At 70.8% G+C, this 11,808-nt stretch carries 10 protein-coding genes; 8 read left to right on the top strand and 2 right to left on the bottom strand.

Going from position 1 to position 11,808, the window contains the following annotated elements; all coding sequences use genetic code 11:
- The first annotated feature begins 796 nt into the window (after positions 1–796).
- The 8 genes from Z164_RS0118465 to Z164_RS0118430 all read left to right on the top strand — a co-directional run bounded on the left by Z164_RS0118465 (position 797) and on the right by Z164_RS0118430 (position 8,741).
- Positions 797–3,268: a ribonucleoside-diphosphate reductase subunit alpha gene (locus Z164_RS0118465; RefSeq protein WP_024892154.1), complete on the top strand. Its 2,472-nt coding sequence runs from the start codon at positions 797–799 to the stop codon at positions 3,266–3,268.
- A gap of 176 nt (positions 3,269–3,444) precedes the next feature.
- A complete protein-coding gene (locus Z164_RS0118460) occupies positions 3,445–4,488 on the top strand; it encodes a ribonucleotide-diphosphate reductase subunit beta (protein WP_024892153.1) in 1,044 nt (347 codons plus the stop codon).
- A 111-nt stretch (positions 4,489–4,599) separates the two neighbouring features.
- On the top strand, positions 4,600–5,079 hold the full coding sequence (locus Z164_RS0118455; protein WP_024892152.1) for a flavodoxin: 480 nt from the start codon (positions 4,600–4,602) through the stop codon (positions 5,077–5,079).
- Positions 5,051–5,377: a thioredoxin family protein gene (locus Z164_RS0118450; RefSeq protein WP_024892151.1), complete on the top strand. Its 327-nt coding sequence runs from the start codon at positions 5,051–5,053 to the stop codon at positions 5,375–5,377. Before Z164_RS0118455 ends, Z164_RS0118450 begins: the two co-directional genes overlap by 29 nt.
- Before the next feature lie 73 nt (positions 5,378–5,450).
- Complete coding sequence (locus Z164_RS0118445) at positions 5,451–5,855, top strand: acyl-CoA thioesterase (RefSeq protein ID WP_024892150.1); 405 nt, start codon at positions 5,451–5,453, stop codon at positions 5,853–5,855.
- Positions 5,856–6,134: 279 nt separating this feature from the next.
- A complete protein-coding gene (locus Z164_RS0118440; protein WP_024892149.1) occupies positions 6,135–7,142 on the top strand; it encodes a methionine ABC transporter ATP-binding protein in 1,008 nt (335 codons plus the stop codon).
- Positions 7,139–7,828 (top strand): methionine ABC transporter permease, encoded by a 690-nt coding sequence (locus Z164_RS0118435; protein ID WP_024892148.1) that lies wholly within the window; start codon positions 7,139–7,141, stop codon positions 7,826–7,828. The genes Z164_RS0118440 and Z164_RS0118435 overlap by 4 nt, the downstream gene beginning before the upstream one ends.
- A 106-nt stretch (positions 7,829–7,934) precedes the next feature.
- The gene (locus Z164_RS0118430) at positions 7,935–8,741 is read left to right on the top strand and encodes a MetQ/NlpA family ABC transporter substrate-binding protein (protein ID WP_024892147.1); all 807 of its coding nucleotides are present in this window, start codon (positions 7,935–7,937) and stop codon (positions 8,739–8,741) included.
- Positions 8,742–9,103: 362 nt separating this feature from the next.
- Here the strand turns inward: Z164_RS0118430 and Z164_RS21020 are convergent, their stop codons facing one another.
- Positions 9,104–9,634: a copper chaperone PCu(A)C gene (locus Z164_RS21020; RefSeq protein ID WP_024892146.1), complete on the bottom strand. Its 531-nt coding sequence runs from the start codon at positions 9,632–9,634 to the stop codon at positions 9,104–9,106.
- A 298-nt stretch (positions 9,635–9,932) separates the two neighbouring features.
- Complete coding sequence (locus Z164_RS0118420; RefSeq protein WP_024892145.1) at positions 9,933–11,804, bottom strand: S8 family peptidase; 1,872 nt, start codon at positions 11,802–11,804, stop codon at positions 9,933–9,935.
- Positions 11,805–11,808: the final 4 nt, after the last annotated feature.

Genomic DNA, 11,808 nt, shown 5'->3' with positions numbered 1-11,808 from the left:
GGGCCGCACGCCCAGCCGCACTCGATGCCGCCGCAACAGCCGCCATCGATGCAGCACTGAGCGCACGCCCGGCAGCCCACGCCCCGTCCGCCCAGCGCACCGTCCGGCGGCCCGCCCCCGCCCGGCCCGCCCTTCCCGCGGTCGACCCCGATCACCAGGGGCGCGGGCAGCGGGCAGGGCCGAGGTGCCGACGCGGCGGCCAGCCCCCCCGCCGGGCGGGTGAGGTTCACGCGACCGCAGCCATCCTGCGCTTCCGGCCGCTTCCGTCCGGCACGCCGTCTCAGCGGCCAGGAGACGGCCCCGACACCCGGTTCCGCGGCCGATCCGGGCGCTCGCCGCGCCACTGCGCGGTCTCCGACGGGCGGGCGACTGCCCCCAGCTTATCCACAACATTTTCGATTGACGGTTCGCGCCGACCCCACTATGTTGTGTTTGTCGGATCCGGCGGCCACCACGCCGGATCATGAGGGAAGCCCGGTGACGCCCCCCCACGGCCACTCCGGCACTGCCCAGCGGTAAGAGGGAACGGCCCGCCGTTCCGGGACCCGGTTCGCGCCGGCCCGGGCGCCGGCGCCACCGGGAAGCCTCCCGGCCCGCGAGTCCGCAGCCCTCCGACGGCCGCGCGAAGCACGACGCGCGGTGCCGGCCGAAGGATCTCCGGGAGGAGATGGCTGGCGACGCATCGCGCGGGGGCCCCGGCCGCCGCGTCGCCGGCGACGCCGCGTCTCCCGCCCGCTCCCGCCGCCGGCTGCCGCCCCAGGACAGGGCGACAGCGTGCCAACGCTCTGGAGGACGCATGAACACCCAAGACACCCTCGCCGCCCCGACCGCCGCCCTCGGCGCCCAGGCCGACGCCGCATCCCCCACGCCGGCGGCCGCACGCACCGACGGCGCCCTCGACGCCGACGACGCCGTGCCCGCGCCGCCGCAGGCGCGCGCGCGCACGCACGAGGGCCCCGATCCGGCCACGGTCTCCACCTGGATCACCAAGGAAGCCGGCAACCGCCGCATGCCCTACGACCGCGCGCGCCTGGAGCGCAGCATCGACCGCGTGCACGCCGAGTTCCCGCAGCTCGACATCGCCGACTACAAGCGCAGCGTGTTCGGCTTCGTCGAGCGCAAGGAGTCGGTCAACGCCGACGATCTGGTCGACCACCTGATCCGCGAGGCCGAGGCCCGCGTGGACGTGGCCGCGCCCGAGTGGGAGATGTTCGCCGCGCGGCTGTACCTGCACCGCCTGTACAAGCGCGCCAGCCGCAACCGCTTCTACGACGCCGAGCAGAAGTACGGCTCCTACGTCGGCCTGCAGGAGAGCCTGGCCGACCGCAACGTCTACTCCAACGACATCCTGCGCGCCTATTCCAAGGAGGAGCTGCAGGAAGCCGGGCGCATGATCGACCCGGAGCGCGACAAGCTGTTCGCCTACAACGGCCTGTACCTGCTGGCCACCCGCTACCTGGCCACCGACACCAGCCGCGCGGTGTACGAGCTGCCGCAGGAGCGCTGGCTGACGATCGCGCTGTACCTGATGCAGAACGAGTCGCCGCGCGAGCGCCGCATGCAGCTGGTCGGCGAGGCCTACTGGGCGCTGTCCAACCTGTACATGACCGTCGCCACGCCGACGCTGCAGAACGCCGGCAAGATCGGCGGCCAGCTGTCGTCGTGCTTCATCGACACCGTCGACGACTCGCTGCAGGGCATCTACGACTCCAACACCGACATCGCCCGCGTCTCCAAGGGCGGCGGCGGCGTCGGCGCCTACATGGGCTACGTGCGCTCCTCCGGCTCGGCGATCCGCGGCGTGCCCAACTCCTCGGGCGGCGTGGTGCCGTGGATCAAGCAGCTCAACAACACCGCGGTGTCGGTGGACCAGCTCGGCCAGCGCAAGGGCGCGGTCGCGGTGTATCTCGACATCTGGCACCGCGACATCGAGGCGTTCCTGGACCTGCGCCTGAACAACGGCGACCAGCGCCTGCGCGCGCACGACGTGTTCACCTCGGTGTGCATCCCCGACCTGTTCATGGAGGCCGTCGAGCGCCGCGGCGACTGGTACCTGTTCGACCCGCACGAAGTGAAGCGGATCAAGGGCTGGTACCTGCAGGATTTCTACGACGAGAAGCGCGGCGACGGCACCTTCCGCAAGAAGTACGAGGAAGTGGTCGCCGACGAGCGGATCAGCCGCAAGACGGTCAAGGCGATCGACATCTTCAAGCGGATCATGGTGTCGCAGCTCGAGACCGGCAACCCGTTCATGTTCTACCGCGACGAGGTCAACCGGAAGAACCCGAACAAGCACGCCGGCATGGTGTACTCGTCCAACCTGTGCACCGAGATCCTGCAGAACATGAGCCCGACCCGGCTCATGCAGGAGATCATCTCCGGCAACCAGATCGTGACCACCAAGCAGGCTGGCGATTTCGTGGTCTGCAACCTGTCGTCGATCAACCTCGGCCGCGCGGTGCTGCCGCAGCCCGACCAGGGCGACCTGATCACCGACGTGCTCGAGCGCCTGATCCCGATCCAGGTGCGGATGCTCGACAACGTGATCGATCTCAACCAGCTGCCGGTGCCGCAGGCCACGATCACCAACCAGAAGTACCGCGCGATCGGCCTGGGCACGTTCGGCTGGCACCACCTGCTGGCGCAGAAGGGCATCCACTGGAACTCCAAGGACGCCGAGGACTACAGCGACGAGCTGTACGAGCGCATCAACTACCTGACCATCCAGGCGAGCATGGCGCTGGCCAAGGAGAAGGGCGCCTACCCGGCGTTCGCCGGCAGCGACTGGCACACCGGCGCCTATTTCCGCGACCGCGACTACAACTCGCCGGCATGGCTGGACCTGGCCGCGCAGGTCGGCGTCAACGGCATGCGCAACGGCTGGCTGGTGGCGGTGGCGCCGAACATGTCCACCGCGCAGATCGCGGGCTCCACCGCCTCGATCGATCCGATCTACTCGGCGTTCTACTACGAGGAGAAGAAGGACTACCGGCGCCCGGTGGCCGCCCCCGGCCTGTCGCTGGAGACCTGGCCCTACTACGAGAAGGGCGCCTACAAGGTCGACCAGTTCGCGAGCGTGCGCCAGAACGCGCGCCGCCAGCGCCACGTCGACCAGTCGATCAGCTTCAACTTCTACGTGCCCAGCACCATCCGCGCCAGCACCCTGCTCGACCTGCACATGACCGCGTGGAAGGAGGGGCTGAAGACCACCTACTACGTGCGCTCCAACGACATCGACATCGCCGAGTGCGAGTGGTGTAGCAGCTAAAGCGCATTCGCGCTTTCGCTTCCACGGTTCGCGACGCGAACCGTGGACCCTGCATCACCAACCCCCATACCCCCGCGCCTTCGGCGCGCCCCCCTGACTCAGGGGGGCTTTCCTCCAGCGTGATCCGTCGCGCAACGAAGAAACACGAGAAAGCATCCATGTCCGCTACCGCTCCGCTGACGTCCACGCCGCTGGATCGCATCAAGATCCTCGAGCCGCGCCACCCCAACCGCTCGACCGGCATCATCAACGGCAAGACCTCCGGCATCCTCAACTGGAACGACATTCCGTACCCGTCGTTCTACCGCGCCTACAAGGAACTCTCGACCAACTTCTGGATCCCGGACGAGGTCGACATGAAGGGCGACGCCAAGCAGTACGGCGAGCTGTCGGCGCGCGAGAAGAACGCCTACGACTCGATCATCGGCCTGCTGGCCACGCTGGACTCGCCGCAGACGCGCTTCATCTACAACGTCGCCGAGTACATCACCGACCCGGCCGCGCACGCCAACGCCGCGATCATCGGCCAGCAGGAGGTCATCCACAACGAGAGCTACAGCTACGTGCTGGCCTCGATCACCGACCTGTCCAACCAGAACCGCGTGTTCGAGATCGCCCGCACCCACCCGACGATCCTCAAGCGCAACGCGCCGATCATGTCGTCCTACGACGACTTCATGCGCGAGAAGACCGCCGAGACCCTGCTGCGCTCGCTGATCCAGTCCTCGATCCTGGAGGGCATCAACTTCTACTCGGGCTTCGCCTACTTCTACAACCTGGTCCGCCAGAACCGGATGACCGGCACCGGCAAGATCATCAGCTTCATCAACCGCGACGAACTGGCCCACACCAAGTTCATCAGCGAGGTGATCCGCGCCATCGTCGGCGAGAACCCGGAGCTGCAGACCGACGAGCTGACCGACTACGTGCACAAGGCCTTCGAGCACGCCATCGAGCTGGAGACCCAGTGGACCGGCGAGGTGCTCGACGGCATCGACGGCATCGACGTCGACGAGATGATCCGCTACGTGAAGTACCGCGCCAACAAGATGGCCGGCATGCTCGGCATCGAGAAGCTGTACACCGAGACCACCGACAACGTGATGCCGTGGATCAAGGCCTACGCCGACAACTTCACCGAGACCAAGACCGACTTCTTCGAGATGCGCAACGCGTCGTACAAGAAGACCAACGTCGACAACGGCTTCGACGACCTGTAGCGGAACCCGAAACGGGGTCGGCGTCGTTTTCCCGGGCCGACGCGCCCCCAGGCGTCCGGCGCCCCGGATCGAACGACGGCTCCGACCCCAGCAGCTCGCACCCTCGCTCCAATGCGCATCCTCATCGCCTTCGCCTCGCTCAGCGGCAATACGCGCGACGTCGCGCGCATGATCCGCGCGCGCTGCGAGGCGGCCGGGCATTCGGTGACCTGGATCGAGGCCGACGTGCAGACGTTGGCCGATGCGACCGACCGCCCGGCGCACGATCTCTACCTGCTCGGCGCCTGGACCGACAACGCCGGGCGCACCCCGCCGGAGATGAAGCGCTTCATCGCCGATCTGGTGGAAGCGGTGGGCAAGCCCGAGCGCCTGGCCGTGTTCGGCACCGGCGAGACGCAGTGGGGCGAGGAGTACTACTGCGGCGCGGTGCGGCGCATGGCGGCGTTCTTCGGCAGCGGCTATCCGCGGCTGGAGATCGAGCAGATGCCGCACGGCGAGCGCGACGCGCTGAAGATCCAGCGCTGGACCGATCACGTCTTGAATTGCACCGAGAACATGCCCCATGCAGATCCTGCACGCTTCATCGCCTGACGAGTACGCCGCCGCCCTGCGCGAGCACCCGCGCCTGCTGGTGGACTACTACAAGGACGACTGCCCCGGCTGCAGGATGCTGGACATGTCGCTGCAGAAGTTCGCCGCCGATCCCGGCGCCGAGGGCCTGGCGCTGCTGAAGGTGAAGCTGGAGACCGTGGGCGAGGACTTCTTCCGCGGGCTGGGCCTGCGGCAGACCCCGACGCTGGCGCTGTTCCGCGACGGCGCCGAGGCCGCGCGGCTGCCGGGCTTCCAGTCGCCGCCGCAGATCGCGCAGGCGGTCGCGGCCCACTTCTAGCGCCCGCCCCCGCCGTTTCCCCAGCCGGCGCGCCCCGCGCGCGCCGTTGCCCTGCCGCTCCGAAGGCCCTCGCATGACCCCCATCGCCGACCCGCCCAGCACCGAGGCCCGGATGCTGGAAATCGTCTTTCCCGACCACACCAACCACCTGGGCACCCTGTTCGGCGGCACCGCGCTGGCCTGGATGGACAAGGCCGCGTTCATCGCCGCCTCGCGCTACGCGCGCCGGACGGTGGTCACCGCGCGGTCCGAGCAGGTGGACTTCAAGCTGCCGATCCGCCAGGGCCAGCTGGTGGAGACCATCGCGCGGGTCGCGGCGGTGGGGCGGACCTCGATGCAGGTGGAGGTGGAACTGGTCGCCGAGGACCTGCTCAGCGGCGAGCGCGAGCTGTGCACCCGCGGGCATTTCGTGATGATCGCGCTCGACGCCGACGGCCAGCCGACGCCGGTGCCGCCGCTGGCGTCGGCGCCCGGCTAGGAGCCTGGGCGGTAGAAACGTTCGAGGCGAACGGCGCGCTGGGCGAGGCCAGTTTCGTGCCGCTTCGCCGGCCTGTAGCGGGCCCTACAGGCCAAGAAGCGGCGCGGAAATGGACCGCTCAGCGCGCCGTGCAGCCCGGACGGCTTCTGCCGCCCAGGCTCCTAGGGCCCGCGGCCCGGCGCACCGCCGCGGCGCGACACGGCGTTGCGCGCCGCACCGTCGCCGCGTGCGGCCGCGCCTGCTAGGCTGCGCGCTCCTGGCGTCTGGCGAAAGCGGTCCGTGATCCGGTTCGAGCGCATCCACAAGTCCTACCCGGTGGCCGGGCGCGAGGTCGTCGCGCTGCACCCGCTCGACCTGGAGATCCGCGCCGGCGAGGTGTTCGGCATCGTCGGCCATTCCGGCGCCGGCAAGTCCACCCTGCTGCGGCTGATCAACGGCCTGGAGACGCCCAGCGGCGGCACCCTGACGGTGGACGGCGAGCGGCTGGACGCGCTCGACGCCGACGGCCTGCGGCGCCTGCGCCGGCGCGTGGGCATGATCTTCCAGCACTTCAACCTGCTCTCGGCCAAGACCGTGCTGGACAACATCGCCTTCCCGCTGCTGCTGGCCGGCACGCCGAAGGCGCAGGCGCGCGCGCGCGCCGAGGCGCTGCTGGCGCGGGTCGGCCTGGAGGCGCACCGCGACAAGTACCCGGCGCAGCTGTCGGGGGGGCAGAAGCAGCGCGTGGGCGTGGCCCGCGCGCTGGCGACGGATCCGAAGATCCTGCTCTGCGACGAGGCCACCAGCGCGCTCGATCCGCAGACCACCGCCTCGGTGCTGCAGCTGCTCGACGGCATCAACCGCGAGCTCGGCCTGACCATCGTGCTGATCACCCACGAGATGGACGTCATCCGCCGCGTCTGCGACCGGGTGGCCGTGCTCGACGCCGGCCACCTGGTCGAAAGCGGCCCGGTGTCGGAGGTGTTCCTGCACCCCCGCCACGCCACCACCCGCCGCTTCGTGGCCGAGTCCGAGGCCACCGACGAGGGCGTGCTGCACGAGGACTTCGCCCACGTCGAGGGCCGCCTGCTGCGGCTGACCTTCACCGGCGCGGAGACCTACCAGCCGCTGCTGGGCCGGGTGGCGCGCGAGACCGGCATCGACTACACGATCCTGGCCGGGCGCATCGACCGCATCAAGCGCCTGCCCTACGGCCAGCTGACCCTGGCCGTGGTCGGCGAGCGCGCCGACGAGGCCATCGCCCGCTTCGCCGAATCCGGCGTGCATGTCGAGGCGCTGCCGCGATGAGCGCCGGTCCGTTCGCCGCGTGGTTTCCGAACCTCGATGCCGACAAGTGGGTGGAAATCGGCAAGGCCACCGTCGACACCCTGCTCATGATCGGCGCCGCGCTGCCGGTGACCCTGCTGGTCGGGCTGCCGCTGGGCGTGCTGCTGTTCCTCACCGGCCCGCGCCAGCTGCACGCGCGGCCGGCGCTGTACAGAGCGCTGTCGGTGGTGGTGAACCTGCTGCGCTCGGTGCCGTTCATCATCCTGATGATCGTGCTGATCCCGGTGACGCTGAAGCTGATGGGCAAGTCGCTGGGCGTGCGCGGCACGATCCTGCCGCTGGTGGTGGGCGCGGCGCCGTTCTACGCGCGGCTGGTGGAGACCTCGTTGCGGGAGGTGGAGCGCGGGGTGATCGAGGCCAGCCTGGCGATGGGCGCGACCACCCGGCAGCTGGTGCTGCGGGTCCTGCTGCCCGAGGCCCTGCCGGGCCTGATCGCCGGCGCCACGGTCACCACGATCGCGCTGATCGGCTTCACCGCGATGGGCGGCGCGATCGGTTCCGGCGGCCTGGGCGACCTGGCCTATCGCGACGGCTACCTGCGCTCGCGCACCGATATCGCGGTGGTGACCGTGGTCGCACTGCTGATCATGGTGCAGGCGCTGCAGATGCTCGGCGACCGGCTGGTGGCGCGCTTCAACCGCCGCTGAGGCGCCCGGCGGCCGCTGCCGCGGCTGCACACTGTTTTCCACGCATGGGGTCGATCCGCGGGCGACCGGCCCGATACTGGCCGCCCGTCCCCCGCCGGAATCCGCCATGACCCTGTCGCTGTCCCGCCTCGCCCCCCTGGTCCTGCTGCTCGGGGCCCTTGCCGGTTGCGGCGGCGCCGGCGACGGCGCGGACGGCGAACGCCTGAGCGTGGCCGCCACCGCAGTGCCCCACGCCGAGATCCTGGAAGTGGCCAAGCCGCTGCTGGCCGAACAGGGCCTGGCCCTGGACGTGCGGGTCTTCAACGACTACGTGCAGCCCAACGACCAGGTGGTGCAGGGCCAGATCGACGTCAACTATTTCCAGACCGAACCCTACCTCGACGCCTACAACGCCGACCGCGGCACGCAGCTGGTGACCCTGGCCGGCATCCACATCGAGCCCTTCGGCGCCTACTCGCGCCGCTACGACAGCCTCGACGCGGTGCCCGAGGGCGCCGAGGTGGCGATCCCGAACGACCCGAGCAACAACTCGCGCGCGCTGATCCTGCTGCACCACAGCGGCGTGATCGCCCTGGCCGATCCCGCCAACGCCATGGCCACGCAGCGCGACATCGTGGCCAACCCGCGCAAGCTGCGCTTCCGCGAGCTGGATTCGGCCATGCTGCCGCGCGTGCTCGACCAGGTGGACCTGGCGCTGATCAACACCAACTACGCGCTCGACGCCGGGCTCGACCCGGGCCGCGACGCGCTGGCGATCGAGGACAAGGACTCGCCCTACGTGAACTTCCTGGTCGGCCTGCCGGACAAGCGCGACGATCCGCGCGTGCAGAAGCTGATCGCCGCGCTGACCAGCCCGCAGGTGCGCGACTTCATCCAGGAGCGCTACAAGGACGCGGTGCTGCCGGCGTTCTAGGCGGGATCGGCAACCAGCGCGCGAACGCCGCCCCGCCCCCGCAAAGCGGGGGCCATCTTGTCTTTCCCTTCCCCCGCAAGCGGGAAGCGCTCTGTTTTTCCCTTCCCCCGCAAGCGGGGGGCATCCTGTTTTTGCCTTCCCCCGCAAGCGGGGGAAGGTGCCGAAGGCGGATGGGGGCACGCCGCAGGCGCCCAAAGCGACCCTCATCCGGCGCTGCGCGCCACCTTCTCCCGCTTGCGGGAGAAGGGACGACGTGTACCCGCTTGCGGGAGAAGGAGCGATATGGCCCCGCTTGCGGGAGAAGGGACCAGATGGGTCCGCTTGCAAGAACAGGACCAGCGCCGGCGCCACCGGCCAGCCGGTCAGTGCGCCTCGTGCCCGCCGGCCGGCGCGTGGCCATGTTCGTGCCCGGCGGCCGAACCGTCCGGGCGGCGGATCTCGAACGAGACGCGGCGTTCGCCCGCGCGCTCGAACACGAGCGCCACGTCCACCATGCCGGCCTCGGCCAGGCCGGCGATCGGCTTCATCAGCATCAGGTGCAGCCCGCCGGGCTCCAGCCGCACCTCGCCGCCGGGCGGCACCGGCACGCCATCGGCCAGCTCGCGCATCCGCATCATCCCATCCTCCTGGCGCACCTCGTGGATCTCCACCCGCTCGGCGCCCGGCGAACGGGCGGCGAGCAGGCGATCCGCCTCGCTGCCCGGGTTGCGCAGCACGAGATAGCCGGCGGCGACCTGCGCGCCCGGCGGCGGCGAACGGACCCAGGCGTCCTCGATCGCGATGTCCGCCGTCGCCTCGGCGGCACCGCCCGCCGCAGGCGGTGCCGGCGCCGGCGAGCAGGCCGCGAGCCAAAGGCCCAGGCAGGCGACGGGAAGAAGGCGATGTGCGTACATGGGCGGTCCCTGTTCCGAGGTCGATGCACCGGCTGGAAGCGCGCGGCGCGAGCCCGCCAGCCTAGCGCAGCCGTGCCGGGCATGGGTGCGACCGATCGTCGCAGATCGGCCGCCCCGATCGCGTTTCTTAGCGCGCAGGAGAACCTGGGCGGGCGCGTTCGGGGCTCGGGATGAGCCCGCGCCGACGGCGGCAGGCGGTGTACAAGGCGAGTCATCGAGTTCGAGCCATACCGTTCCCCGATCGAGGAGGCCGGCATGGCGCCGCGGCGGAGCCGGCCGCCGCGGCGCTTGCGGCCGTCTACTGCCGCCCGATCAGCGTCACCCCGCTGTAGCCGCGCGCGCCGCCGACCAACTTGATGTAGTAGGTGCCGGCCTGCGGCGCGGTGAAGCGCACCGTGTGCGCGGTGCCGGCGCGCACGGAGCGGGCGTCGTAGTCGCTCTCGGTCGGCTCGCCGTCGCGCTTGACGTAGATGCGGACGTTGCCGGTGCCGGCCAGGGTGAGGATCGACAGCGTCGCGCCGGCCTGTGCCTCGAACGCGTACAGCGACTCGCGCGCCTCGCCGTCGGCCAGGCCGGTGCGGGCGACGCCGTTGGCCAGCGGCAACGCGACCGGCGTGCAGTCCTCCACCGCGGGATCGCAGGGCTCCTCCAGCGCCTTGGCCAGCGCCAGGCTCGCATCGACGATGCCGGTGCCGATCGGCCGGGTGCTCGATGGCGGGACCGGGAACGGGCGCGAGGTGCGCTTGAGCAGCGCCTCCATGTCGGTCGGGCTCAGCACCGGCTTGCCGGCCGCGGCCAGCGCGCTCTGCACCAGCGCCACGGTCGCGGCCACGTGCGGCGCCGCCATCGAGGTGCCGGCCTTGCCGGTGTTGACGTACTCGCCGCCGCTGGGCACGGTCTCGCCGCTGTAGCCGGCCTGGACCACGTAGCCGTCCCAGCCATCGTTGCCCGGGTCCTCGTCGCCGCCGCCGCCGGGGCCGGAGAGGTCCACCTCCGTGCCGAAGTTGGAGTAGTAGGCGATGCCGCCGGTGATGCGCGTGGCACCCACGGTGATGACGTTGGCGCAGTTGGCCGGGGTGAAGTTGCGGGTGTTGGCGGCGCTGTTGCCGGCAGCCACCACCACGGTGCTGCCGTTGGCCACGGCGGTGTCGATCGCGTTCTGCATGGTCGCACTGCAGGCGCCGCTGCCGCCCAGGCTGAGGTTGATGACCTCGGCCGGGTGCGTGTTGTCCGGCACGCCCTCGACGCTGCCGCCGGACGCCCAGACGACGGCATCGGCGATGTCGGACATCTGCCCGCCGCAGTAGCCGAGCACGCGCACCGGCAGGACCTGCGCGTCGTAGGCGACGCCGGCCGCACCCAGCGCGTTGTGGGTGAGCTGGCCCACGGTGCCGGCGACGTGGCTGCCGTGCCAGGAGCTGGGCGCGGCGGGCAGGCCGCACTCGTTCGTAGCCTCGCGCCAGTCGCCGTAGTCGAGCGCACCCGGCACGCGCTCGTCGGTCGCGCGCCGCGAATGGAAGGTGCTGCTGATGAAGTCGTAGCCCGGCAGCAGGTGGTCGCCGTCCTGCAAATCGGGGTGCTCGGGCAGGATGCCGGTGTCGATCACCGCGACCACGGTGCCGGCACCGGTAGAGGATTCCCACGCAGCCGGCGCGCGGATGCCGCCAGGCTCGCCGTGCAGGTGCCACTGGTAGTCGGCGTAGAGCGGGTCGTCGGGCACCGTCGCGGCGGGCGCGGCGTCCGTGGCGGGGCGGGTCAGCAGGCCGACCGGATGCATGATGCGGTCCGCCTCGGCGTACTCGACGGCCGGATCGCGGCGCAGCTCGGCCAGCAGACGGCCAAGTTCGGCCTCGTCGAGCCGGCGCGACAGCCGCACGACGTCGGCGCCGGTCGCGCCGCGCCGCACCGCCTGCGCGGTCAGCGGGCGCGCGCCGGCGATGCCGGCCCGGCCGCGCTCGACCACGCCGGCACGATCCGCCGCGGCGCTCACCGAAACCCCGCGCGCGGCCGGGTTGCGGTACTTGACGATCAGTTGGGTGGCCGCCTGCGCGGTCGCGGCCGGCGCCTCGACCACGCCTTGCCCCACCGGTTGCGCGGCCCACAGCGACTGCGAGATGGCCATGGCGAGGACCGCGCCGGCGGCGAGGCCCAGAGTCTTGTTCGTGTTCATTGAT

It is taken from the genome of Luteimonas huabeiensis HB2, from assembly GCF_000559025.1.
Lineage (GTDB): Bacteria > Pseudomonadota > Gammaproteobacteria > Xanthomonadales > Xanthomonadaceae > Luteimonas > Luteimonas huabeiensis.
Note: the sequence above shows the minus strand (reverse complement) of the source record. Positions and strands in the feature narration are given on the sequence as shown.

Coding starts and splice junctions, on each gene's coding strand:
- Z164_RS0118465 (WP_024892154.1), top strand. CDS start 797: ATGAACACCCAAGACACCCTCGCCGCCCCGACCGCCGCCCTCGGCGCC.
- Z164_RS21020 (WP_024892146.1), bottom strand. CDS start 9,634: ATGTACGCACATCGCCTTCTTCCCGTCGCCTGCCTGGGCCTTTGGCTC.
- Z164_RS0118450 (WP_024892151.1), top strand. CDS start 5,051: ATGCAGATCCTGCACGCTTCATCGCCTGACGAGTACGCCGCCGCCCTG.
- Z164_RS0118420 (WP_024892145.1), bottom strand. CDS start 11,804: ATGAACACGAACAAGACTCTGGGCCTCGCCGCCGGCGCGGTCCTCGCC.
- Z164_RS0118455 (WP_024892152.1), top strand. CDS start 4,600: ATGCGCATCCTCATCGCCTTCGCCTCGCTCAGCGGCAATACGCGCGAC.
- Z164_RS0118435 (WP_024892148.1), top strand. CDS start 7,139: ATGAGCGCCGGTCCGTTCGCCGCGTGGTTTCCGAACCTCGATGCCGAC.
- Z164_RS0118430 (WP_024892147.1), top strand. CDS start 7,935: ATGACCCTGTCGCTGTCCCGCCTCGCCCCCCTGGTCCTGCTGCTCGGG.
- Z164_RS0118445 (WP_024892150.1), top strand. CDS start 5,451: ATGACCCCCATCGCCGACCCGCCCAGCACCGAGGCCCGGATGCTGGAA.